Here is a 23,062-nt window from a genome sequence, read left to right on the forward strand (position 1 = left end):
CGGCCTGATCCGCGCTGTTTCAGCAGCCTGTGCGACCACAGCTGCCGCGCAGGGCGAAAAACGCTTGTCCGGCGGTCGGATTCAGGCGATTTTCACGTCAGCCAGCATGCCACTTGGGGAATGTCGGTGGAAAACGCGGGCGAACAAGGAAAGACAGATGAACAACTGCCATCGGATCCCAAGGTCTCCTGCCAAAGCCTTGATTCTTGCTGCCGCACTCAGTGTTGGCGCGCCAGTTGTTGCGTGGGCTGAAAATCTCGCGGATGCGCTGGTCGGAGCCTATAACACGTCCAATCTACTTGAACAGAACCGGGCCCTGTTGCGCGCTGCCGATGAAGATGTGGCGATTTCAATGGCGGCGCTGCGTCCGGTGCTGGATTTCGTCACCAACATCTCACGCTCTCTGAACGAAACGGAAATCCGGGGCATTCCGGCAACCGATCGTCAGGTGACGGCAAGCACGATGTCCTTGTCGGCCTCTATGCTGATTTGGGACAATGGGCGCTCGAATCTGAATACCCAGGCGGCCAAGGAGCTGGTGCTGGCCACCCGCGCGGCTCTGTTGTCGATCGAACAACAGGTTTTGCTGCGCGGTGTTGCTGCTTACATGAACGTGTTGCGCGCCAATGAATTCGTCGACCTGGGCCAGAACAACGTGCGGGTTCTAAGTCAGGAATTGCGCGCCGCGCAGGATCGGTTTGATGTCGGCGAAGTGACGCGAACCGACGTGGCGCTTGCTGAATCCCGCCTGGCCGAAGCGCGCAGCAATCTTGCGGTTGCTCAGGGCGATCAGGTCAATGCCCAACAGGAATACCTGACCGTTGTCGGCAGGTTGCCCGGGAACTTGTCCCCTCCGCCCGGCTTGCCTGCTTTGCCCGCCAATATTGATGCCGGCAAGGCGATTGCCGTGCGCAATCACCCCGATGTCATTCAGGCCCAGCACCAGGTTGCTGCATCCGAACTGACGGTCATGGCCCAAGAGGCGGGTCTTGGCCCGACTGTGAGCGTGACCGGCAGTCTCAGCATCACCGAGTCGCGTAATGACATTTCGAATTCGGATTCTTCCTCGATCGGGTTGAACTACAATCAGCGCATCTATCAGGGGGGAGCGCTTGCCGCCGGTATCCGACGGGCCATGGCCCAGCGGGACGCCTCACGCGCGTCGCTGTTGTCGGCACGTGATGTGGTCGCCCAGGGGGTTGCCACCGGGCTGGTGCGGTTGCGGGTTGCGCAGGCCACGCTTGTGGCGACTGATGAGCGGATCCGTGCGGCTCAGGTTGCCTTTGACGGCGTGCGCGAAGAGGCCACCCTGGGTGCGCGGACCACATTGGATGTGCTGGACGCCGAACAGGAGCTTCTGGACGCACGGGCGCGCCGGATTGCCGCGCAGACCGAATTGCAGATCGCGGCGTATCAGATCCTGGCCGCGCAGGGCGCGTTGACGGCGCAGAACCTGAACCTGGCGGTTCAAGTCTATGACCCCGCCGCATATTATAATCAGGTGAAGAACGCCCCTGCATATCTCAGTCAGCAGGGTCAGCAGCTGGACCGTGTCCTCAAGTCACTCGGTAAACAATAACAATTTTCGGTACAGGTTGTGAGAATCCTCTCTTCCGGCTACAGTTTGACCTGAGGAAAGAGTGGTAGGCGCAAAAGATGTCTGAACCCATCAAGAATATCCAGATCGAGGACGTGCTGTCGTCGATCAGGCGCCTGGTTTCAGAAGACCAGCGCATGCCGACTCCCCGTCCGGTCGATGACGACATCAAACCGCCAGAGCGGCTTGTTCTGACGGCAGCGCTGCGTGTGGCTGAGCCCGAGCCGGCCCAAGACACGCCCGAACCTCTTGTTCTGGAAGCGGATGATGTCGAGGCCAGAGCAGAGCCTGAACACAGCGACGAACGGCATCATGACGCTGATCATCACCTGTCCGGCGAAGATCAGGACATTGCCGATGCCGCCTTGGATGAGGCATGGGACGCAGGGTATTCTGAGGCGGGCTCACAGCAGTCTTCCGATGATGAAGCCCAAGCAGAGCCAGAGTGGGCAAACGCCTCGGAACAGCATGATCATGCCTCGGAAGAGATGGATCATCCGGGTGATGCGCAGAACCTCGATGAGGAGCATACGGCGCTCAATGCCGTGGAAGATCACACGCCCGAGCAAAGCCAGACCGACGAGGTCACCGGCACCGTGGAAGATGTCCCCTGGGCGGATCCGGAGGCGACGCTTTATGGGGCTGCTGGTCTTGCAGAGGAGGCCGGTGCGTCCTCTGGCGTGGTACAAGATATTCGTCCGCTGGGCGAAAAGATCGCCGCTCTGGAAGAGGTGATTGCACGTACCGACGATCAGTGGGAACCGGATGATGCGGGGTCCGACGACTATGCCGGCACCGAAGTCGAGACCCTGGAATGGGAAGACAGCTCGATTGACGAGGCCGAGATGGCGGAGCAGCCTGCCTTTGTCGTACCTCCGGTGATCGATGACGCTGCGGCTGCCGATCCGGAAGTTGACGATATGTCTGAGCGCGAAGAGGCGATGCTGGACGAAACCGCCCTGCGCCAGTTGGTTGCAGATATCGTGCGGGAAGAGCTGCAAGGCGTTCTGGGTGAGCGCATCACCAGAAATGTTCGCAAGCTGGTGCGACGTGAAATCCAACGCGCATTGGCGGTGCAAGAGCTGGAATGATCAGCTGCCCGGCTGTTTGACGGGTTTTGTCAGTGTGAGCAGCAGATCCAGGTTCATATGCCGTTCAAGGTGATCGGCCAGATCATCGAGTGTCTTGTCGATCAGGTGATCATAGCTGATGCTGCTTGATCGTCCGAATTCGGCCAGCAGGGCGGCACGAAACGGGTCGCTGGAAAACATCCCATGCAGATAGGAGCCGCGTACCTGCCCGTTGTTTGAAAGCGCGCCTTCGGGCTTGCCGTCCACCTCGAACCAGTGTCGCGCCATATCCGGGCCCTCTGTGCGCCCAATGTGAATCTCGTATCCGCTGATCTCTGCGCCGTTTGACGGGCAGATTGCCCGGCGGTTGGCCAGTTCCTTGCGCGGCGTGAGCACGGTTTGCACGTCCAGATAGCCCAGCCCCTTGACGCTGGTTGCATCGCCTTCCAGCCCGTCGGGATCGTGGATCCTGCGCCCCAGCATCTGGAAGCCGCCGCACAATCCGATGAGCAGGCCGCCGCGCCGCAGATGAGCGGCGATGTCGATATCCCAGCCCTGGGCGCGCAGGAATGCCAGATCGGTTATGGTCGATTTGCTGCCCGGCAGAAGAACCAGTGAGGCATCACCGGGCAGCGGGCGCCCGGGTTCAATGATTTCAACGGTCACGTCCGGTTCGCTGGCCAGAGGATCGAGGTCGTCGAAATTCGCGATCCGGGCAAGTTTGGGAACAACAACCTTGAAGGCTCCGCCGTTGCGCGAGGCGATGTCCAGAACATCTTCGGCCGGCAATCTCCAGGCCTCTTGAAACCAGGGCACAACTCCAAGCGAGGGCCATCCCGTGCGCCGCTCGATATCCTTCAACCCGTCGTCAAAGAGCGAAACATCGCCCCGAAACCGGTTGACGGCAAAGCCGGCAATTTGCCCGAGGTCAACCGCCCCGAGAACTGCATGTGTGCCGACGATCTGCGCGATGACACCTCCGCGATCAATGTCGCCGACCAGAATGACCGGTACATCGGCGGTCACTGCAAAGCCCATGTTCGCAATGTCACCTGCGCGCAGATTGGTCTCGGCCGGGCTGCCCGCGCCCTCGATCACGACAAGGTCGGCGCTGGCGGCCAGCCGATGAAAGCTTTCCAGAACCTTGGACATCAGCGAGGGCTTGTCAGCCCGGAACGCGCGGGCCTCTTGGGTCCCGATCCGGTGGCCTTGAACGATCAGTTGCGCGCCTGTCTCGCTTTCGGGTTTGAGCAGAACCGGGTTCATGTCCGTGTGTGGCGCGCGCCCGGCCGCGCGGGCCTGAAGCGCCTGGGCGCGCCCGATCTCACCCCCGTCAGAGGTCACCGCCGCATTATTGGACATGTTTTGCGGTTTGAACGGAGCCACCGAGAGGCCACGTCGCGTGAATGCGCGTGCAAGCCCAGCCACCAGCAGCGACTTGCCCACATTGCTGCCGGTGCCTTGAATCATGATGGCCCGTGTCACGGCTGTCCTCCGCTGTTCGACCAGATCCGTATCAGGTCAAACCGGGGAAGGCCAAGACATCAAGAGGCCCGTGTCAGCCTTGGGCAACACAGGACTCCCTGACTCCGATGCCTGCCTCGATTGCTGCCGTCCAGAGTGAGGTCCAACGAAAACGGGCGCGCCCTTGTCAGGCGCGCCCGGTTTCATAAAAGCCGTCTGATATCAGGCCGCTTCGGCCTGTTGAGCGGCGTTGCGCCGTTCGCTCTCTTCGCGAGAGAGGGCAACAGATGTACGTACACCCTTGGCCACAAAGTCCATGAGCCCGTCGACAACCCGTTCGTTCGGGTCGATGCCGGCGCATGTCAGAACCTCGCGCCCATCGCGTGAGCGCGCCCACCGGGCGATCTGCTCGGGGCCGTTTCCGTATTTCTTGTCATCGGCGATTGCATCGTCGAGTGCGGCGAGTACGACAGCCGCAAAAAGTTTCCGAGCACGATTGCCTTGTTCGTTGTTAAAGGCAGTGCCGTCAACGAAATCTTTCATTTCGTTTCCCTTGTTTTTCTTGCTCTTGTGTTTTCGGCGTGGAGCTTCTTATGACTGATCGAAACCGATTCGGCCACCCTTCTATTGCATGGCTGCTATGCATTCTCGGAATGCCTTTGTGCAGGTGCAGCACGAGATATGGTTGTCTGGACAGCCGCTACATGCCCAGATATAGGAGCCCGCAAGATTTCATCAACCTTTGAAACGGGCTTATCCAATGCCAAAGATTAACGGAAACGAAATCCGCCCCGGAAACGTGCTGGAGCACAACGGCGGCCTCTGGGCGGCGGTGAAGGTCGATCATGTCAAACCCGGCAAGGGCGGAGCGTTCGCCCAGGTCGAAATGCGCAACCTGCGCAATGGGTCCAAACTGAACGAGCGGTTCCGCAGCGCCGACAAGGTCGAACGCGTGCGTCTGGAACAGAAAGACCAGCAGTTTCTCTATGAGAGCGATGGCATGCTGATCTTCATGGATGCCGAAACCTATGAGCAGATCGAACTGCCGGCCGAGCTTCTTGGGGATCGTCGTCCTTTCCTTCAGGACGGGATGACAATTGTCGTCGAATTTCATGAAAGCGAAGCGCTGAACGCGACATTGCCGCAGAAAGTGGTGTGCAAGATCGTCGAGACGGAACCGGTGGTCAAAGGCCAGACGGCAGCGAACTCGTTCAAACCGGCCCTGTTGGACAATGGCGTCAAGGTCATGGTGCCTCCTTTCGTCGGGCAGGATGAAGCGATCATCGTGAACACGGAAACCATGGAGTATTCCGAACGCGCCTGAGACCTGCGCGCTGTGGCAGGTGCCGCGCCGGGTATTTTTGACCAGAAAGAAGCAGAAGTTGCCTTTTGGCGATTTCTGCTTTTCTTTTTGAGGGGTGTTGATACAAGCTGCAGCATGATCAAAGCGACACATACCCGCCCCGAGCGACGCCGACGTTTGTCCGTCTGACGTCTGTCCATGATCTGTTGCGCACAAGTATCGCGCGCCCCATCCACTGAAATCGTTGACCGGCCCTGCGTGTTGAGGCACTCACAAGGCTTATCATTTTGCAAAGGAAGATGCGATGATTGCGTCCGTTCTGCCCACCTATTCCCGTGCACCCCTGAGCTTTGTCAAAGGCGAAGGCAGCTGGCTGATCGAGGCAGACGGGCGACGTTTTCTGGATCTGGGGGCCGGGATTGCCGTGAACGCGCTGGGTCATGCGCATCCGGCTCTTGTCGACGCACTGACCACGCAGGCCCAGACGCTTTGGCATACGTCCAACCTTTACGAGATCCCGCAGCAGAAGGCGTTGGCGGACAAGCTGGTCGAGCACAGCTTTGCCGATACCGTTTTCTTCACCAACTCCGGCACCGAGGCTTGTGAACTGGCGGTGAAGATGGCGCGCAAGCATTTTCATGAGGCCGGCCAGCCCGAGCGCGTTGAAATCATCACGTTCTCGGGCGCGTTTCATGGCCGCTCGTCCGCTGGTATTGCCGCTGCAGGCTCGGAGAAAATGACCAAGGGCTTTGGGCCCTTGCTGCCGGGCTTTGTGCATCTGACCTGGGGGGATCATGACGCGATTGCGCCTGCCATCACCGACAGGACGGCCGCCATATTGGTCGAGCCCGTGCAAGGCGAGGGGGGCATCATTCCGATGCCGGATCAGTGCCTGAAGGGGCTACGCGATCTGTGCGATGAAAAGGGCATCCTGCTGATCCTGGATGAGGTGCAATGTGGGGTTGGGCGCACCGGGCGTCTTTTTGCCCATGAATGGGCCGGCATCGAGCCCGACATCATGATGGTCGCAAAGGGGATCGGCGGCGGGTTTCCTCTGGGCGCGGTGCTGGCGACGGAAAAGGCCGCGTCCGGCATGACCGCAGGTACGCATGGGTCAACCTATGGCGGCAACCCGCTGGGATGCGCCGTGGGGGGCAAGGTGATGGATATCGTCGCCGATCCGGCCTTTCTGGCGGACGTGAATCGCAAGGCTGGTCTGTTTCGGCAGAAACTGGAGGGGCTGGTGGCTGCGCATCCGGATGTGTTTCATTCGGTGCGGGGTTCAGGTCTGATGTTGGGCATCAAATGCGTGGTGCCGAATGGAGATGTGGTCACGGCAGGTTATGCCAAGGAGGTCATCACCGTGCCTGCAGCCGATAACGTGATCCGAATCCTGCCTCCGCTGACGATTTCCGATGCTGAGATTGACGAGGCGATCGTCCGGCTGGATCGTGCGGCTACGTCTCTTGAAACCGCCTGAACCCTTGGGTTTGCAGATAGTCCCGGTGGCCCGGAAGGCTGGCCGCCGCGCCCCGGAACAGACAAAAGTGATACTGACATGAGCCATTTCCTTGATATCCATAAAACCGACGCCGGCGATCTGCGCCGGATCATTGATCAGGCCGGGGCGATGAAAACCGCCCGTCTTGGCCGCCCCAAGGGCGCGCCGGATGATGAACAGCCGCTGGCCAATCACATGGTGGCGCTGATCTTCGAAAAACCCTCGACGCGCACGCGGGTGTCCTTTGATGTGGGCGTGCGTCAGATGGGCGGGCAGACCATGGTGCTGTCGGGCAGCGATATGCAGCTGGGCCATGGCGAAACCATAGCGGATACCGCTCGGGTTCTCAGCCGCTATGTCGACATGATCATGATCCGCACCTTCGATGAAACCGTGCTGACCGAGATGGCGGAGTACGCGGATGTCCCTGTCATCAACGGTTTGACCGATCGCACCCATCCCTGCCAGATCATGGCGGATGTGATGACCTATGAGGAGCATCGCGGGCCCATTGCTGGCAAGAAGGTGGTTTGGGCCGGAGACGGGAACAATGTCTGCGCGTCTTTCCTTCATGCGGCCGGGCAGTTCGGTTTCGATCTGACCTTCGCGGGCCCATCCCAACTGGACCCCGAAGAGGAATTCATCGGGTTTGCGCGCAATAAGGGCAGCACGATCAACGTGGAGCGCGATGCCTTCAAAGCGGTCGCAGGCGCCGATCTGGTTGTTGCGGATACCTGGGTTTCGATGCATGACAGCCAGTCTTCCCGCGAACGGCGTCACAACATGCTGCGGCCCTACCAGGTCAACGAAGAGCTGATGCGCCATGCCAGGCCCGATGCGCTTTTCATGCATTGCCTGCCGGCCCATCGCGAGGAAGAGGTGACCTCGGCGGTGATGGATGGCCCGCAATCGGTCATCTTTGACGAGGCGGAAAACCGGTTGCATGCGCAAAAGGCGATCATGCGCTGGTGCCTTGGGGTCTGAGGCCGACGGCGCGGAACCTCGGGGTTGCGTGGACGCGCCATTCGGCTCACGTCCAACGGTTGCCTTTTGCAATCCTTGCTGAACTATCCGGCTCCGGGTGGGGGGGGTCGGCTGCGACACTGCGGCCGGGTCGTAAAAACGGGTTGCTGAATTCGAATTGCAGCGCCAATGTCAGGCGATGACAGCGCCTCTGATCGACAATCTGCAGTATTGCAATTTCTCTCCTGAAATCTTTGCCCAGTTGCGCGCCGGAGGCGTGGACGCGGTGCATGTCACCATCGCCTATCATGAAAGCTTTCGTGAGATGGTGGCGAACCTTGAACGTTGGAACCGATGGTTTGAAACCCATCCCGATCTGATCTTCAAAGGCAGCACCGCAGAGGATGTGCGCCGTGCACAGGCCAGTCGTCGCACGGCGGTTTTCTTCGGGTTTCAGAACCCCAGCCCGATTGAAGACGATATCGGCTTGATCGAGATCTGCCATCAGCTGGGTATCCGCTTCATGCAGCTGAGCTATAACAACCAGTCCCTGCTGGCGACGGGCTGCTATGAGGCCGAGGATCCCGGCCTGACGCGGTTCGGCAAACAGGCGGTGGCCGAGATGAACCGCGTCGGGATGGTGATCGACATGTCCCATTCCGCGGATCGCTCCACGCTCGAGGCGATCGACGCCTCGGCCCGCCCGATTGCCATTACCCATGCCAATCCTCACTGGTGGCATCCTGCGTTGCGCAACAAATCCGACGAAGTCCTCAAGTCGCTGACACTGCGTGGCGGCATGCTGGGATTTTCGCTCTATCCCCATCATTTGCGGGGCGGCACATCCTGCACGCTCGAGAGCTTTTGCGCGATGATCGCCGAGGCGGCCGAGCGGTATGGTGTTGCGCATCTGGGGATTGGATCCGATCTCTGCCAGGATCAGCCTGACAGCGTGGTGGAATGGATGCGGGTCGGGCGCTGGTCAAAACAGATGGACTATGGCGAAGGCAGCGCTGCGGCACCGGGGTTTCCTGCCATGCCGGAGTGGTTCAGGGACAACCGGGACTGGGGCAATCTGCGCGCGGGGCTGGCGGCGGCGGGCTTTGACAATGGCGAGATCGACGATGTGATGGGCGCGAACTGGCTGCGCTTTTATGACGAGAATTTTGGAGCTTTGGCATGAAGGATCTTGCCTTGCCACCGGCGTTCCCGCTGCGCCCGCCCGCACAGGTGATGCGCCTGCATCGGATGGGTGCTGCCTTTCCCACACGGTTGTCGTTTTTGCCGACTCTGCTGCGACTTCTGCACGGCGAGGGCGCACAGGTTACCCGACCGGTCTGGAAGATCGACGCCGAGGGCCATGGTCATGCGGTGTATTGTGTCCAGCTGGGTGGTCACAGCTATTCGCTGGTCGCGGTTTCCAGCCATATCCCGGATGAGCGGCGCACCGACCGTGTGATCGCCGAGGAATGGGACAGCGCCTATGTGCTTTATGACGGTGTGCCGGATGCGCATGAGATAGAGCGCATCTGCAAGGCCGCCCCGCGACAGGAGGCGGCGCGCTTCAGTGAGCGTGATCTGGTGCTGAGCCGGGCCAACAAATCGGTGCGCCTGTTCGATCATGTGGTCGAGGCGCTGCGCGCGGGACGCCAGCCCGACGCAGAGCGCATCCGCGAGACCGGCTATCTGATGCGCACGACTGCGGTTTATGGCAACGGCAAGTTCGGCATTGCGGATCGCGACCGGATTGCGCAACGCCCCGGGCTTGGCGGGCCATTCATGGCCGAAATGCTGACGGTCTGGCTGATCCGGGGGTTTACGCATGATCTGGCGGAACATCTGGGTGGTGCGCCGCTGGATCGTCATTTCAAGCGGCATCTGGGCATAGGGAACGCAACGGGTTTGGGGATGGCTCCTTTTCTGGTCAGCCATCCTGTGTTGCTGGATGCATGGATGCAGGTCCGCGAGACCGCACTGGCGCGGGTGCGTGCCTTGCCCGAGATCACGCAGGTTCAGGCGGATCGACTGCGCGCGCTGTCCTTGCGCGTCGCGCGCCATCTGGGCGAATGGCAGATACTCGACCCGGATGCCCAGGATGAGATCACAACGCTGCGGCGTGACTGGAGCGCATTCATGCGCCACCTTGATGATGTGACACTGCATGGACCCGAGCCGGTGAACGTGCTGTGGGAGGCGGCACAGGGTGGTTCTGTGGCTTTGCAGGAACTTGCAGCGGCTTTCCTGATTGAACCGTTCGGAGCCATTGTCGACGGTCTGACCGACTGCATGGCGACTCCGTTTTCGCCCCGGATTGATCCGGCAATGCCGGTGGCCGAGCTGCAGGCGGCGCTTCTGCGAGATTGGGGTTGGGCCTTGTCGTTGGATTTCGGGCATCCGGAGGCGGATGCGCAGTTCTGGTATGTATCCGAGGCCAAACTTGAACCGCGTCTTGGGATGCGCCACGAGGAGCCGGGGGCGGATCGCGAAACGCCGTTGGATGTCGCGCGCCAGGTTCAGGCCATGGCCCATGCGCTTGAGGCCCATAAGGGCGATCTGATGTCCTTTTTGCGTACCAGCCCCGAACATCGCGCAGCCGTGCGGCGTGTTCAGACGGTGATGAGCCATCCTTACGCCGAGATCCGAGACAACCTGATCGACAGATCCTGTCGCCCGATCGACATGCTGAGATGCAAGCTTGCGTTCTTTGGCGCGGCCAAGTTTGATCCCAAATCCGACCGCTGGACCCGGATCACTCTGGCGCAGGGTGCCCCTTTGTCGGATGAGTTGGATCGGGCCCCCGATTGGTGGCTTCCCGCTTTTGCAGAGCCATGAAACGATCGCGCGCAGAACTGGCCGCGCATCTGATGAAAGCCGCCCGCGGGGCGGATCTGCCGCTGGCTGTCTGTGAGGATCTCTATTCCGCTGCATTCTACCTGTCGGCGGCCGATGTGGCGCGTATCGCGCTTGATATGGGGCAGGGCGGACCCGAGCTTGGGGCGTTGATGATTGCCTTGGATGAAGTGGAATGTGGCCGTCCCGTCCCGCTCAGTTCCTCTCTTGCAACAGCTTTGGCCGCTGCGCGCGGCTGGCGGTTGCAGGATGGGCGCAAGATTCGCGACGTTCCCGAGCGACCAGGCGGTCCTCTTGAAATCTCCGATGGCGTCTGGGAGCAGCTCGATCATTTTGCTGCCCGCACCTATGTGCCTGAAAGTGAAGAATCACGATCTCGCGGTGCAGGTGCAGGTGCCGGTGCCATAGACAACGACTGACGTTTTGGCCCTTATGCGATTTGAGTCTGCCGGGTGAACCGCGCAGATCCTCTATCGCGCGCCGATCTTTCTCTGCTCACTCTTGCGCGAAAGGGTCTTCTGGATATCCAACGCCGGCCAGATAGAGACCATAAGGAGGGCTCACGGGGCCACAGGCCGCACGGTCCCGTGCCTCCAGCGCATGTCGGATATCGTCGGGTGACCATGAGCCGGCCCCAACACGCTCGAGGCTTCCGACAAAGCTGCGCACCTGATTATGCAGGAAAGATCGTGCGCGCACATGCACGTGGATTTCGCGCCCCCAGACTTCATGGACTTCCCTGATCTCAAGCGCATCGACGGTCTTCATCGGGCTTTTGGCCTGACAGATCGTGCTGCGGAACGTGGTGAAATCGTGATGGCCCAGAAGTTTGTTCGCACCTTCCTGCATGGCCGCGATATCCAGAGGTTGCGGGACCTGCCAGACCAGGCCCGCGCATAGCGTGGCAGGGGGGCGGCGTTGCAGAATGCGAAACAGATAGCGCCGCTCGGTCGCTGAAAACCGCGCGTGCCAGTCATCTGCAACCCTGGCACAACCGATGATGGCCACGGGTTCGGGTTTGAGGTGGAAATTCAGCGCCTCGGACAGACGGAACGGAGTCCACTCCCGGCGCATGTCGCAATGCGCCACCTGTGCCAAAGCGTGCACGCCGGCGTCGGTGCGCCCGGCTGCCGAGATCTTGTGGGTGCCGGGCTGCAGTTTGGCCAATGCCGCCTCGATTGCGCCTTGCACGGAAGGGTGATCGGTCTGGCGTTGCCAGCCGACGAACGGCGCGCCGTGATATTCGATTTTGAGTGCATAACGGGGCATGGGATGGGCAGGTAAACCGACACCGGGCTTTGGGCAAGCCTCTTGAACGGGCGAACCGGGTCGGCGTTCAAGTGGGAAAGCCCGCGCTGCCTTCCCACTGGCATCTCAATCGTGGCGTGCCTATCTTGGGCATGAAGCAAAGACAGGAATTCGATTTGGTCATTTCCACACTCGCCGACACGCTGGTCCGGGGCGTCGAAGAGGCGGGCGACCGGATCTCAAGTCTTTTTTTCGAGCCGGTCATCCGCATTGGGGTCACCGGACTAGCGCGGTCCGGCAAGACTGTATTCATTACGTCCCTGGTCGCCAATCTGCTGGACAGGGGGCGGATGAACGGGCTTGTCGCTGTCCCTGAAGGGCGGATCGCGGCGGCGTTCCTGCAACCGCAACCTGATGATACCGTGCCGCGCTTTGACTATGAGACGCATCTGTCGGCGCTGAGCGGACCCGAACCGCACTGGCCTGACAGCACACGCGCCATTTCAGAGCTGCGTCTTTCTCTCAGGGTCAAACCTGCGGGGTTACTTGCCGGCTTGCAGGGTCCGCGCACGCTTCATCTGGATATCGTGGACTATCCCGGAGAATGGCTGCTGGATCTGGCCTTGTTGGACAAGAGCTTTGAGACCTGGTCACAAGAGGTACTGGAACGCATCGAGAGCCGCGAGGAGGCAGCCGCCTATCGCGCCGCTCTGGGCGAGGCCGATACCAGCGCGCGGCATGACGAGGTGCCCGCCAAGCGGCTTGCGGCGTCCTTTACCAGCTATCTTGAAGCGGCGCGGGACGCGGGGTTTTATGATTGCACGCCGGGACGGTTCCTGTTGCCGGGTGATCTGGCGGGCTCTCCGGCGATTACATTTGCGCCTTTGGCCGGTCCAAGGGGGCCGCGCGGGTCGCTTTGGCGTGAGTTCGAGCGGCGCTATGAGGCGTATAAATCCCAGGTGGTCAAACCCTTCTTTCGCGAGCATTTTGCGCGGTTCGACCGGCAGATCGTGCTGGTGGATGCGCTGGGTGCGATCCACAAGGGGCCTGAGGCGGTCGAGGATATGCGTCGCGCGATGGCGGATATTCTGGGCGCTTTCCGCCCCGGTCGAAACGCGTTTCTCAGCCAGTTGCTGCGGGGCAAACGGGTCGAGCGGATATTGTTTGCCGCCACCAAGGCCGATCACATCCACCACACCCAACATGGCCGCCTGACCGCGATCATCGAGGCGCTGACCCGCGAGGCGCGGGATCGGGCGGGCTTTGCCGGTGCTCAGACCTCGGCCATGGCGATCGCTGCCAGTCGCGCCACGACAGAAGAAACGCGCCAGCATGAGGGTGCGGATCTGAACATGGTGCGCGGCACCTTGCTGGAGAGCGGCAAGCAGGCCGCCTTGTATCCCGGTGAACTGCCCGAAGATCCCGGCCAGTTGCTGCGCCCGGCAAAGGAGGGGGCCAGACAGTGGCTTGAGGTGGATTTCGAGGCCATGCGGTTCGCGCCTGCTCGGCTGTCGCTGAAACCGGGGTATGGGCCGCCTCATATCCGGCTTGATCGGGCGATGCAGTTCCTGATCGGAGACAGGTTGTGAGCCGGTTTCATCTGCGCTCTGCACGCTCGACCGATGCGGGTCGCACCGGTACGATCCTGTCGGGTTTCATAGATGACACTGAGTGGATGCCGCGCGTTCATTCGCGCGCTCAGGATCTTGGCTTTGCAGCCGACCTGATCGACCGTGGGTGGGTCACCGTTGCCGAACTCGAGGGGGAGGTCGTCGGCTTCAGCGCACGCGATATGGAGGTCGTGCATGCGCTTTATGTTTCAAGTGATCGGCGCGGGGCGGGCTGTGGATCGGTTTTGCTCGGACAGATGATGTCTGCGACGGACAATCTGGTTCTGTGGACGTTTCAGGCCAATATCCGGGCGCAGGCGTTCTATCTGCGCCACGGATTTGTCGAGCTGGAACGCACGGACGGTGCCGGAAATGACGAAGGTTTGCCGGATATGCGGCTGGAATGGAAAAGGGGAATGGCATGAACCAACCCAAAGGCCCGGTCCTGATCGATCTTGAGGAAAGCCCGCTGCCCAGCGTGACCGAGGCACCTTCTGTGCCTGACGACCATATGCCGCCACAAGGCGACGCGATGCAAATGGCCGCACGTCTGGCTGCGCGCAAACCATCCCGTCTGGCCAAGTGGTTCTGGGGATTGCTGTTGTCGTTGCTGGGCATGGTCATTTCCATCTCGGCCTGGGATTTCGTGACCGGGCTTCTTGCGCGTTCGCCGATTCTGGGCTGGGCCGTGACCGGGTTGATCGGGGCTTTTGTCGGTGTTTTGCTGATCATCACGATCCGCGAGTTGGCGGCCTTTGGGCGTTTGGCACGGATGGATGATCTGCAGCGCAGCGCCGATGCGGCTTTGGCGGGCGAAGACCTCGAAGCGGCGCGGCGGGTCGGCGCGCGATTGTTGCGCCTGTATTCGGGGCGCGAAGAAACCCGCTGGGGCCGGGAGAAGTTCGGCGAGGCGCAGAAGGATGTTTTTGACGCAAGCGCACTTCTGGATCTGGCCGAAGCAGAGGTGCTTGCCCCCCTTGATCAAATGGCGCAACGCGAGGTCGAGGCGGCGGCCCGCCAGGTGGCAACGGTCACCGCACTTGTGCCTTTGGCCATGGCCGATGTGGTGGCAGCGCTGGCGGCCAATCTGCGCATGATCCGCCGGGTTGCCGAGGTTTATGGAGGACGCTCGGGCGTATTGGGATCATGGCGCCTGACGCGGGCTGTTCTCACGCATCTGGTTGCCACGGGGGCCGTGGCGGTGGGCGATGACATGCTGGAACCGATCCTGGGGGGATCCATCCTTGGAAAACTCTCGCGCCGGTTTGGCGAAGGGCTGGTCAATGGTGCCTTGACCGCGCGCGTGGGCGTTGCGGCGATGGAAGTATGCCGTCCGCTGCCTTTTGCGGCGCGCCGTCGCCCGTCGGTTCGCGGTATCGTCAAGAATGCGCTGAGCGGCCTGATCGCAAGCAAGAGAAATCAGGAAAACCCCTGACCAAAGGCTGGTTGAGCGACCCGGTGCCTCAAAGGGTCAGTCCGTCTGACGGCGCGGTGTTTGGGCGACCATTCCAGTTGATATAGCGCAAGGCTTGTCTGCAACGGTCGCCCTAGGCTGGGCGAAACCCTGAACCGCGAGCAGTCGCCATGTCCGATCACAGTCACGCCCCTGATGATATTCGCGCCCGCATTGCCAACCCGCCGGGGCGAGGTTTGCTGCGAGACATGATCTATGGCGGAATTGACGGATCGGTGACGACTTTTGCCATCGTCGCTGGTGTTGCCGGGGCTGGCTTGTCTCCCGTGATCATCATCGCATTGGGGTTGGCCAATGTTCTGGCGGATGGATTTTCCATGGCTGCCGGGAATTACTCGGGGACAAAGGCCGAACGGGACAACATCGTCCGCATCCGGCGCATCGAGGAGCGCCATATCGAGCGCTATCCTGAGGGCGAGCGAAACGAGGTGCGGGAAATCCTGCGCATCAAGGGGCTGGAGGGTCAGGTGTTGGAAGATGCGACTGATGCAATCACCGCCCGGCGTGAAACCTGGATCGATTTGATGCTGGAAGGCGAGTACGGGCTGAGCGGGCAGGACCCGCATCCACTCCGCGCAGCCTTCGCAACCTTTGGCGCATTCATGCTGGCCGGCATGATCCCGTTGCTGCCCTTCATTTTCGCGGTGGGTACACAGGCCTTTGCATGGTCTGCCGGCATGACATTGGCCGTTTTCTTCGGGATCGGTACCGCCAAAAGCATCTGGTCACTGGCACCCTGGTGGCGTTCCGGTCTTGAGACGCTGGCGATCGGAGGGGTGGCTGCGGCACTGGCCTATGGGGTTGGCACCCTGTTTCACCCCTAGCCCTGCCGTCTGGGGCCAGCAGGTTGGGCAAGTCGTTGAGCCCAAGGGACCGCATTCACGTCCTGCCCAAGGACCACGCGCACGGCTGCCGCACCTTGCACGGCAGTCTCAGGCTCGAAATCAGCCGAAGCGGGCAACTGCCCTAAAGAACCTCGTCGATGTGGATTTGACGACCGTTGAACGTAAAGCTGTCACCGGCGCTCAGCCCGCTCATTGCCTTGTAGATCGGGCTTTGCTGCGAGATGCCCATATAGGTGACCCCATCCAATTCAAACTGCGCGGTTGCCACAGAAACGACAACGCGCCGTCCCCCAAAACTCACGACCGCGCCGGGCTGTACGGTATCGGTCACCGCGAAATCCATATGTTCCAGCACATCGATCTTGGCGTGGTGATCCTTGACCGGGTGATCAAAGGCCGCCGCCAGATCGGCATTCTCGCGCGCCTCGGCGATGTCGGAATTGTCAAACTGTTCGCGCCCGCTGACGTGGGAGTCTGCGACAAGACGGTCATAATGCTCTTTTGCGGCTTTCAGTTCTGTTGCTTCCAGTGACATCATCTTCTGGTGCAAGGCAGTCTTGAAAGCCTTTGGGTCTTTGGCCATGTGGGTTCTCCGCTTGGATACAGGATCACTGTCTACGCAAGGGCGGCGCGTGGCGTTGATCTAGATCAGAAGCGATGCGGCACCTTCATGGCGCAGAAGGGCGACCTTGGTCTCGACCCCGCCCTTGCCGGAAAAGCCGGTGAGTTTGCCATTGGCACCCATGACGCGGTGACAGGGGATGAGAATGGGGATCGGGTTGGCCCCGCAGGCCGAGCCGACAGCTTGGGCGGATTGACCAAGCGCTTGGGCGATCTGACCATAGGTCCGGGTGTCACCAAAGGGGATATCGCAGATTTCCGCGCACACGGCCTTCTGAAACGCGCTGCCTGCGATCTCGAACGGCAGTTCGAAACCGGCGCGCGCGCCTGCGTCGTATTGGGCAAGCTGTCTGGCGGCCTCCCTCAGGAGCGGTGTTGGCCGCCCCTCGTCAATGCCGTCCCAGACAACAGCCGTGATGGCATCGTCGGTTTCTTGAATGCCGATACGGCCAAACCTTGTTTCTACGCAGATCATGGGCATGGCGGCACGATGTATGCGTCAGCTGATCTGCGCAATCCGTTTCTTGCGGATCAACGCGCCCCGGCGCGCGAGCCGCGATAGAGTTTGCGGCGCTCGGCCGTGGTGTCGGCGTAAAGCGGTTGACGCTGCTGCGCGGCGGCGACTGTGCCGGGGTCCGGCGGAGGTACATCGCAGGCGGCCAGCAGGCTGAAAAGCAATATAGCGGTGGCACATCTTGAGAACGTCATGCTGTCCAACTCCTTGATGAGAGCAATCCGGCCCGCCGTCAGCCGGTCCGGTGGGGCCAAGCCACATCATATATTGTTCCGGTTCTGACTTTACCTGAACCGGAACAGCACATGCCAGCGTTTTTGCGTGATTTCCAGATCAGCCAAGCGCCTCGTTGCAGCGGCCGCACACGCCTTCATGCGCATGAGTGCCCACGTCTGGCAGGATTTTCCAGCAGCGCAGGCATTTCTCACCCTCGGCCTTTTCGAACACCATCGCAACACCGTCGATTTCGGGAATGCGGAAGGCTTCGGAAGGGGGTGGGTCCTTGCTGATCACAAGGCCGGAGGTGATGCACAGATCGTCGATGTTGATCGTCTTGAGGATCTCACGCACTGCGCTGTCTTCGACATGAACAACCGGAGAGGCTTCCAGAGACGAGCCGATCACCTTTTCCTGTCGCTGAAGCTCGAGCCCTGCGGTCACCACACGGCGCACACGGCGCACAGCCGCGACGTCAGCGGCCAGCGTATCATTGCGCCAGTCATCCGGCGTTTGCGGGATGTCCTGAAGGTGAACCGAACTGTCATCGCCCGGAAAGCGGGAAAGCCAGACCTCTTCCATGGTAAAGACCAGAACCGGTGCCAGCCAGGTGGTCAGACGGTGATGCAACAGATCAAGCACCGTGCGCGCGGCGCGGCGTCGGGCCGTGTCACCGTCGCAGTAAAGCGCGTCCTTGCGGATGTCGAAGTAGAAAGCCGACAGATCCAGCGTGGCGAAGTTGAACACCGCCTGGAAAACGCCCTGGAAGTCGAATTTCGAATATCCGTTGCGCACGGTCTCATCCAGTTCGGCCATGCGGTGCAACACCCAGCGCTCCAATGCAGGCATGTCGGCCGGCGCGACCCGGTCGGATTCCGAGAAATCGGCCAGTGAGCCCAGCATGAAGCGCATGGTGTTGCGCAGGCGGCGATAGCTATCCGAGACGCCCTTGAGGATTTCCGGGCCGATGCGCTGGTCAGCGGTGTAATCCGTTTGCGCCACCCAGAGGCGCAGGATGTCGGCCCCGTACTGGTTGATGATCTCTTGCGGGGCGATGATGTTGCCCAGAGATTTGGACATCTTCATGCCCTTTTCATCCAGCGTGAAGCCATGGGTGACCACGTTGCGATACGGCGCGTGGCCGGTGGTGCCCACCGACTGCAGCAAGGACGAGTGGAACCAGCCCCGGTGCTGGTCGGTGCCTTCCATATAGACATCCGCAATGCCGTCTTCGGTGCCGTCTTCGCGGTCACGCAGGGTGAAGGCATGGGTCGAACCGGAATCGAACCACACATCCAGAATGTCCATCACCTGATCATACTCATCGGGGTTCACGATGCCTTCAAGGAAGCGCTCTTTCGCACCTTCTTCATACCAGGCGTCTGCACCTTCGGCTTCGAAAACAGATGTGATGCGGCGGTTGACCTGCGGGTTACGCAGCAGGAAATCCGGATCGCTGGGCAAGGCACCCTTCCTGGTGAAACATGTGAGAGGCACGCCCCAGGCCCGTTGGCGGGACAAAACCCAGTCGGGCCGCTGCTCGATCATCGCATAGAGGCGGTTGCGTCCGGATTTGGGCGTCCAGTTGACGTTGTCGATCTCGGTCAGGGCGCGTTGGCGGATGGTTGTGCCATGCTGGTCCTGCCCGTCGCCCACGGGCTTGTCGATGGCCGCGAACCATTGCGGCGTGTTGCGATAGATCACCGGTGCTTTGGAGCGCCAGGAATGGGGATAGGAGTGCTTGATCTTGCCGCGCGCAAGCAACCCGCCGACCTCGGCCAGCTTGTTGATGACGGCCGTGTTGGCGTTGCCCTCCTTGCCGTTGGGCTTGAGGATCGCGGCACCGCCGAAAAACGGCAGATCATCGCGGAAGCGGCCATCAGGATTGACGTTGTAGGTGATGACCTGCTCCAGCATCCCGAGATCGCGATAGAGCTCGAATTCCTCCATCCCGTGCGAGGGCGCGCAATGCACGAACCCTGTGCCTTCCTCGTCGGTGACGAAATCGGCGGCGCGGAAATCGCGCAGATCGTCCCACTCGCCGTTCGATCCCTCCTGCCCGGCAAGGGGGTGGGTGAGGGACAGGCCCGCCAGTTCATCCGCGCTCACATCGCGCACACGTTTATACATGCCATCCACAAGCCGGGCACGGGTGAATACGTCGCCGGCCAGTTTGTCGGCCAGAAGGAAGCGCTCACCCGGGGCGGCCCAGCATTCTTCTGGCGCATCGGTGACCTCATAGAGGCCATAGGCGATGTCTTTGCCGTAAACGACAGCCTTGTTCGAGGGCATGGTCCAGGGTGTCGTGGTCCAGATCACCACCTGAGCGCCCAAAAGATCCCGCTCCTGAGGCGCTGATCCGGCACCTGCGCTGGGATCCACGACCTTGAACTTCACCCAGATCGTAAAGCTTTCCTTGTCGTGATATTCCACTTCGGCCTCGGCCAGAGCGGTCTCTTCCACAGGGCTCCACATCACCGGCTTGGACCCCTGATAGAGCGTGCCGTTCATCAGGAACTTCATGAATTCCTCGGCGATGACACGTTCGGCGTGAAAATCCATCGTCAGATAGGGATTGTCCCAGTTGCCGGTGATGCCGATCCGTTTGAATTCCTCGCGCTGGATATCCACCCAGCCTTCGGCGAACTTCCGACACTCGGCGCGGAAATCGTTGATCGGCACCTCGTCCTTGTTCTTGCCCTTCTTGCGGTATTCTTCCTCGATCTTCCATTCGATGGGCAGGCCGTGGCAATCCCAGCCGGGGATATAGCGGCTGTCATGGCCCATCATTTGATGGCTGCGCACGATCATGTCCTTGATCGTCTTGTTCAGGGCATGGCCGATATGCAGATGCCCGTTGGCATAGGGCGGGCCGTCATGGAGTGTAAAAGGCGTGCGGCCCTCTTTCTCGCGCAGGCGGTCATAGACACCGATGCGCGCCCAGCGTTCGAGCCATTCCGGCTCGCGTTTGGGCAGGCCCGCGCGCATGGGGAAATCGGTTTCAGGGAGGTTCAGCGTGTCTTTGTAGTCAGGTGTCGCGGCGCACATGGCTGGCGTCCTTCGGATGGTCTTGTCAGGGAAAAACTGGGGGGCGGTGCGAGTACTCAAACACCTTGGCCCGGCGTCTCATGGGTCAGAGCGCCGGGGATATAATTCGAATAATGATCGCGCAGTTGCCGTTCATAAGCCGGGTTATAGGCGCGGGGTGTGTCAGGGGCAAGAGGCACGGGAGCCATGTTCCCACCTGCATGGCTTTAGGTGCGCTGGGGCAAAAGCTGCTGGGCAACACCTGCGACAAGCAGATAGACGCTGGTAACGACCAGCCCCCAATGTCCCCAGCTTTCGGGGTGAAAATCGACCCAGGCCGCCCATCCGGCAAACCCGGTCCAGGCCAGAGCCATGGGAAGGCTGACCATGCGCCAGCGTTCGGTGCGCACCGGGTGGATGAACTTGAGCGGTACGAACATCGCCACTGAAAGCACGAAGACCAAAGCAAGGCAAATCCACCAATCCGGCTCGAGCGCGAAGAGCACCAGTACCACCATGTTCCAGCACCCAGGAAAGCCCGAGAAGGAGTTATCCTTCGTTTTCATGCGGGTATCGGCGAAATAGAGGGAACTGGCAAAGGTGATCACGATGATCATCACCCAACCTGACCAGCCATCCATCAACCCCGACTTGAACAGGGCAAAGGCGGGGATGAACACATAGGTCAGATAGTCGATGATCAGATCCAGAAGCACGCCGTCGAACTCGGGCGCGTTGTGCTTAACGTGGTATTTGCGCGCCAGGGGGCCGTCGATGCCATCCACAAAGAATGCAACAACGAGCCACAGGAACATCAGGTCCCATTTGGCATCGATGGCTGCAAGCATCGCCAGCATGGCAAAGACTGCCCCAGTGGCTGTCAGCAAATGCACGGCTAAGGCTTTGGTACGAGGTGTCATGGCCGCGTCATGCCGGAAAAAGGGGGAAGGTGCAAACCGCTTAGGCCTTTGGATGGGTGCGGTCATACACCTCCATCAGGCGCGCCGTGTCAACCGCCGTATAGGCCTGTGTTGTCGACAGGGATGCGTGACCCAGCAGTTCCTGAATGGCGCGCAGATCACCGCCCGCGCTGAGCAGGTGAGTGGCAAAGCTGTGGCGCATGGCGTGGGGTGTTGCGGATGAGGGAAGACCAAGTTGCATGCGCGTTTTCTCCATCACTTTCTGGATCGGCCTTGGGGCAAGAGCGCCACCGCGCACCGCGCGAAACAGCGGCGCGTCGGGTTCCACCGGGTATGGGCAGGCGTGCAGGTAGTCATCCACCGCATCTCGGGCGGCTTGCAGAACCGGCACCAGGCGTTCCTTGCCGCCCTTGCCGATTATGCGCAGGACATCCGGCAGGGGAACGTCGCGGCCCTTCAGGCCAAGGGCTTCTGAAATCCTCAGGCCGCAGCCATAGAGAAGGGTCAGAACAGCCACATCCCGTGCCGCCACCCATGGCTTTTCCGACTGAAGCGCCACGGTGTCTATCATCGCGCTGGCGGCATCTTCGGCCAATGGTCTGGGCAGTTTCTTCTGGAACTTGGGCGAGCGTGTCGACAGGACCGCCGTGGCCTCGAAGCCTTCGCGTTCGGCAAGCCAGCGGTAGAAGCTTTTGACTGCCGAGAGTTTGCGCGCAAGCGAGCGGGCCCCGACCCCGGTGTGGCGGGCTTGAGCCATCCATGCGCGCATGTCACCGACCGTGATCCGCTCAAGCGCCTTGAGACCGGAGGGCGCGCCCTTGTGCAGGGTCATGAACGCGAGGAATTCTGCCAGATCGCCTTGATATGCGGTGATCGTGTTGTCCGAAGCCCCACTCAGCCCCTTTTGCGCGCTGAGCCAGTGTTCAAGCGCGTCGCGGGCGGCCGGTGAGATCAGGCTCAAGACAGCCAGCGGCGCATGGATCGTTCAAAAACGCCGGCAAAGAAGGACATAAGATCAGTACCCTGCTGGGGCGAGAACTGATGCGGATCTTCGGCACCCATGACAAGAAGCCCGGGCAGGCGGCCCTTGCCAAAATCCAGCTTGAGGCAGGCCTCGGAGCGAATCCAGTCGGCAGACTTGCCATAGACCGTGGATTGAGCGGCCTGAACCTGCCGCAGAGTGACCTGCCGCACCTGTCCGCCGCGCCCATGAGTGAGGTAATCGTCGACAAAGCCCGCCTTGGTCACGCGCAACACATCGCCCAACCGCTGTATCAGCGCCTCTTCATCGGGTTGCGCGGTCTCAAGCACGAGTACGATGGAATCCACGCGCAGGATCTCTGCGACCGGCCCGCCGAGATCACGCAGGAATACTTCGAAATCCAGTGGGTCCAGCATGCGCAGGACCGCGCGATGGACCTGATTGGTCCCTGCAAGATTCTCGTAGGCCGCTGCAATCACGCTGCGATGCGTGTCTTCAAGACGGTCCAGACGGGATTCAAGCCGTTCCATCGCGATGCCGCGCAGATCGACGATATTGCCGCCCATCGATTTTTCATTGGCTGCTATCAGGGCGTGCATCACGTCCTGATCATCCAGAATGGCATCGGGCTTCGAGATAATTGCTTCTCGAAGCATCTCGTCCAGTTTCGGGCTGCTGCTCATTTGTGCCTCTTGTCTCTTGCAGCGCGTTATAACATGAGTTTTGGGAAATGCGCCCCCAAAAAGCATCGCTTTGGCAGCAATTTTCGGCTGAATTTTGCCAGTTTACGCCGCGCTTGGACCCGAAGGTCGGGTTGAGACAGGGGCTGATCGCACTAGCTATCAGCATCATCTCGA

Annotated in this window: 23 protein-coding genes; 12 read left to right on the forward strand and 11 right to left on the reverse strand. The window is 60.7% G+C overall.

Annotation, left to right across the window (positions count from 1 at the left end):
* Positions 1-157: 157 nt before the first annotated feature.
* Positions 158-1,579, forward strand: coding sequence for a TolC family outer membrane protein (locus WAO69_RS09575; RefSeq protein ID WP_422178429.1), 1,422 nt, complete (start codon positions 158-160; stop codon positions 1,577-1,579).
* Positions 1,580-1,656: 77 nt separating this feature from the next.
* Positions 1,657-2,688, forward strand: a complete 1,032-nt coding sequence (locus WAO69_RS09580) for a hypothetical protein (protein WP_422178431.1) — start codon at positions 1,657-1,659, stop codon at positions 2,686-2,688.
* Here WAO69_RS09580 and WAO69_RS09585 read toward each other — a convergent pair whose 3' ends face one another.
* Together WAO69_RS09585 and WAO69_RS09590 are read right to left on the reverse strand one after the other, a co-directional pair.
* Positions 2,689-4,152, reverse strand: a complete 1,464-nt coding sequence (locus WAO69_RS09585) for a cobyric acid synthase (protein ID WP_422178433.1) — start codon at positions 4,150-4,152, stop codon at positions 2,689-2,691.
* Positions 4,153-4,353: 201 nt separating this feature from the next.
* Positions 4,354-4,674 carry a DUF6280 family protein gene (locus WAO69_RS09590; RefSeq protein ID WP_422178435.1) on the reverse strand — a complete coding sequence of 107 codons (321 nt, stop codon included), beginning with the start codon at positions 4,672-4,674 and terminating at the stop codon, positions 4,354-4,356.
* 217 nt (positions 4,675-4,891) lie between these two features.
* On the opposite strand from WAO69_RS09590, the gene efp reads away from it, so the two are divergent.
* The 6 genes from efp (at position 4,892) to WAO69_RS09620 (ending at position 11,167) form a co-directional block, all read left to right on the forward strand.
* Positions 4,892-5,455: an elongation factor P gene (gene efp / locus WAO69_RS09595; RefSeq protein WP_422178437.1), complete on the forward strand. Its 564-nt coding sequence runs from the start codon at positions 4,892-4,894 to the stop codon at positions 5,453-5,455.
* Between the two features lie 283 nt (positions 5,456-5,738).
* Positions 5,739-6,914 carry an aspartate aminotransferase family protein gene (locus WAO69_RS09600; RefSeq protein ID WP_422178439.1) on the forward strand — a complete coding sequence of 392 codons (1,176 nt, stop codon included), beginning with the start codon at positions 5,739-5,741 and terminating at the stop codon, positions 6,912-6,914.
* Positions 6,915-6,992: 78 nt separating this feature from the next.
* Positions 6,993-7,919 (forward strand): ornithine carbamoyltransferase, encoded by a 927-nt coding sequence (argF, locus tag WAO69_RS09605; RefSeq protein WP_422178441.1) that lies wholly within the window; start codon positions 6,993-6,995, stop codon positions 7,917-7,919.
* Between the two features lie 178 nt (positions 7,920-8,097).
* Entirely contained in the window at positions 8,098-9,081 is a 984-nt protein-coding gene (locus WAO69_RS09610) for a membrane dipeptidase (RefSeq protein ID WP_422178443.1), read from the forward strand.
* A complete protein-coding gene (locus WAO69_RS09615; protein WP_422178445.1) occupies positions 9,078-10,730 on the forward strand; it encodes a hypothetical protein in 1,653 nt (550 codons plus the stop codon). Before WAO69_RS09610 ends, WAO69_RS09615 begins: the two co-directional genes overlap by 4 nt.
* A complete protein-coding gene (locus tag WAO69_RS09620; protein WP_422178447.1) occupies positions 10,727-11,167 on the forward strand; it encodes a hypothetical protein in 441 nt (146 codons plus the stop codon). The genes WAO69_RS09615 and WAO69_RS09620 overlap by 4 nt, the downstream gene beginning before the upstream one ends.
* Positions 11,168-11,243: 76 nt before the next feature.
* Here WAO69_RS09620 and truA read toward each other — a convergent pair whose 3' ends face one another.
* On the reverse strand, positions 11,244-12,017 hold the full coding sequence (truA, locus tag WAO69_RS09625; protein ID WP_422178449.1) for a tRNA pseudouridine(38-40) synthase TruA: 774 nt from the start codon (positions 12,015-12,017) through the stop codon (positions 11,244-11,246).
* 155 nt (positions 12,018-12,172) lie between these two features.
* Here truA and WAO69_RS09630 point away from each other — a divergent pair, with 155 nt between their 5' ends.
* The 4 genes from WAO69_RS09630 to WAO69_RS09645 all read left to right on the forward strand — a co-directional run bounded on the left by WAO69_RS09630 (position 12,173) and on the right by WAO69_RS09645 (position 15,904).
* Positions 12,173-13,585 (forward strand): YcjX family protein, encoded by a 1,413-nt coding sequence (locus WAO69_RS09630; RefSeq protein WP_422178451.1) that lies wholly within the window; start codon positions 12,173-12,175, stop codon positions 13,583-13,585.
* Entirely contained in the window at positions 13,582-14,031 is a 450-nt protein-coding gene (locus WAO69_RS09635; RefSeq protein ID WP_422178453.1) for a GNAT family N-acetyltransferase, read from the forward strand. The genes WAO69_RS09630 and WAO69_RS09635 overlap by 4 nt, the downstream gene beginning before the upstream one ends.
* Positions 14,028-15,041, forward strand: a complete 1,014-nt coding sequence (locus tag WAO69_RS09640; protein ID WP_422178455.1) for a YcjF family protein — start codon at positions 14,028-14,030, stop codon at positions 15,039-15,041. The genes WAO69_RS09635 and WAO69_RS09640 overlap by 4 nt, the downstream gene beginning before the upstream one ends.
* Positions 15,042-15,190: 149 nt before the next feature.
* Positions 15,191-15,904, forward strand: coding sequence for a VIT1/CCC1 transporter family protein (locus tag WAO69_RS09645; protein ID WP_422178457.1), 714 nt, complete (start codon positions 15,191-15,193; stop codon positions 15,902-15,904).
* A 142-nt stretch (positions 15,905-16,046) separates the two neighbouring features.
* Here the strand turns inward: WAO69_RS09645 and WAO69_RS09650 are convergent, their stop codons facing one another.
* The 8 genes from WAO69_RS09650 to WAO69_RS09685 form a co-directional block, all read right to left on the reverse strand.
* Complete coding sequence (locus tag WAO69_RS09650) at positions 16,047-16,508, reverse strand: hypothetical protein (RefSeq protein WP_422178459.1); 462 nt, start codon at positions 16,506-16,508, stop codon at positions 16,047-16,049.
* Positions 16,509-16,568: 60 nt separating this feature from the next.
* On the reverse strand, positions 16,569-17,027 hold the full coding sequence (locus WAO69_RS09655) for a methylated-DNA--[protein]-cysteine S-methyltransferase (RefSeq protein WP_422178461.1): 459 nt from the start codon (positions 17,025-17,027) through the stop codon (positions 16,569-16,571).
* A 50-nt stretch (positions 17,028-17,077) separates the two neighbouring features.
* Positions 17,078-17,254: a hypothetical protein gene (locus tag WAO69_RS09660; protein ID WP_422178463.1), complete on the reverse strand. Its 177-nt coding sequence runs from the start codon at positions 17,252-17,254 to the stop codon at positions 17,078-17,080.
* Positions 17,255-17,393: 139 nt separating this feature from the next.
* Positions 17,394-20,324: an isoleucine--tRNA ligase gene (gene ileS, locus WAO69_RS09665; protein WP_422178465.1), complete on the reverse strand. Its 2,931-nt coding sequence runs from the start codon at positions 20,322-20,324 to the stop codon at positions 17,394-17,396.
* 56 nt (positions 20,325-20,380) lie between these two features.
* A complete protein-coding gene (locus WAO69_RS09670) occupies positions 20,381-20,512 on the reverse strand; it encodes a hypothetical protein (protein ID WP_422178467.1) in 132 nt (43 codons plus the stop codon).
* Positions 20,513-20,530: 18 nt separating this feature from the next.
* Positions 20,531-21,223: a CDP-alcohol phosphatidyltransferase family protein gene (locus WAO69_RS09675; RefSeq protein ID WP_422178469.1), complete on the reverse strand. Its 693-nt coding sequence runs from the start codon at positions 21,221-21,223 to the stop codon at positions 20,531-20,533.
* Between the two features lie 40 nt (positions 21,224-21,263).
* Entirely contained in the window at positions 21,264-22,184 is a 921-nt protein-coding gene (locus tag WAO69_RS09680; RefSeq protein ID WP_422178471.1) for a tyrosine recombinase XerC, read from the reverse strand.
* Complete coding sequence (locus tag WAO69_RS09685; RefSeq protein ID WP_422178473.1) at positions 22,181-22,888, reverse strand: DUF484 family protein; 708 nt, start codon at positions 22,886-22,888, stop codon at positions 22,181-22,183. Before WAO69_RS09685 ends, WAO69_RS09680 begins: the two co-directional genes overlap by 4 nt.
* Positions 22,889-23,062 lie beyond the last annotated feature (174 nt).

The sequence above is a fragment of the Aestuariivita sp. genome, assembly GCF_049276915.1.
Taxonomy (GTDB): Bacteria; Pseudomonadota; Alphaproteobacteria; order Rhodobacterales; family Rhodobacteraceae; genus Aestuariivita.

Coding starts and splice junctions, on each gene's coding strand:
- WAO69_RS09575 (WP_422178429.1), top strand. CDS start 158: ATGAACAACTGCCATCGGATCCCAAGGTCTCCTGCCAAAGCCTTGATT.
- WAO69_RS09580 (WP_422178431.1), top strand. CDS start 1,657: ATGTCTGAACCCATCAAGAATATCCAGATCGAGGACGTGCTGTCGTCG.
- WAO69_RS09590 (WP_422178435.1), bottom strand. CDS start 4,674: ATGAAAGATTTCGTTGACGGCACTGCCTTTAACAACGAACAAGGCAAT.
- efp (WP_422178437.1), top strand. CDS start 4,892: ATGCCAAAGATTAACGGAAACGAAATCCGCCCCGGAAACGTGCTGGAG.
- WAO69_RS09600 (WP_422178439.1), top strand. CDS start 5,739: ATGATTGCGTCCGTTCTGCCCACCTATTCCCGTGCACCCCTGAGCTTT.
- argF (WP_422178441.1), top strand. CDS start 6,993: ATGAGCCATTTCCTTGATATCCATAAAACCGACGCCGGCGATCTGCGC.
- WAO69_RS09610 (WP_422178443.1), top strand. CDS start 8,098: ATGACAGCGCCTCTGATCGACAATCTGCAGTATTGCAATTTCTCTCCT.
- WAO69_RS09615 (WP_422178445.1), top strand. CDS start 9,078: ATGAAGGATCTTGCCTTGCCACCGGCGTTCCCGCTGCGCCCGCCCGCA.
- WAO69_RS09620 (WP_422178447.1), top strand. CDS start 10,727: ATGAAACGATCGCGCGCAGAACTGGCCGCGCATCTGATGAAAGCCGCC.
- truA (WP_422178449.1), bottom strand. CDS start 12,017: ATGCCCCGTTATGCACTCAAAATCGAATATCACGGCGCGCCGTTCGTC.
- WAO69_RS09640 (WP_422178455.1), top strand. CDS start 14,028: ATGAACCAACCCAAAGGCCCGGTCCTGATCGATCTTGAGGAAAGCCCG.
- WAO69_RS09645 (WP_422178457.1), top strand. CDS start 15,191: ATGTCCGATCACAGTCACGCCCCTGATGATATTCGCGCCCGCATTGCC.
- WAO69_RS09650 (WP_422178459.1), bottom strand. CDS start 16,508: ATGGCCAAAGACCCAAAGGCTTTCAAGACTGCCTTGCACCAGAAGATG.
- WAO69_RS09655 (WP_422178461.1), bottom strand. CDS start 17,027: ATGCCCATGATCTGCGTAGAAACAAGGTTTGGCCGTATCGGCATTCAA.
- WAO69_RS09660 (WP_422178463.1), bottom strand. CDS start 17,254: ATGACGTTCTCAAGATGTGCCACCGCTATATTGCTTTTCAGCCTGCTG.
- ileS (WP_422178465.1), bottom strand. CDS start 20,324: ATGTGCGCCGCGACACCTGACTACAAAGACACGCTGAACCTCCCTGAA.
- WAO69_RS09670 (WP_422178467.1), bottom strand. CDS start 20,512: ATGGCTCCCGTGCCTCTTGCCCCTGACACACCCCGCGCCTATAACCCG.
- WAO69_RS09675 (WP_422178469.1), bottom strand. CDS start 21,223: ATGACACCTCGTACCAAAGCCTTAGCCGTGCATTTGCTGACAGCCACT.
- WAO69_RS09685 (WP_422178473.1), bottom strand. CDS start 22,888: ATGAGCAGCAGCCCGAAACTGGACGAGATGCTTCGAGAAGCAATTATC.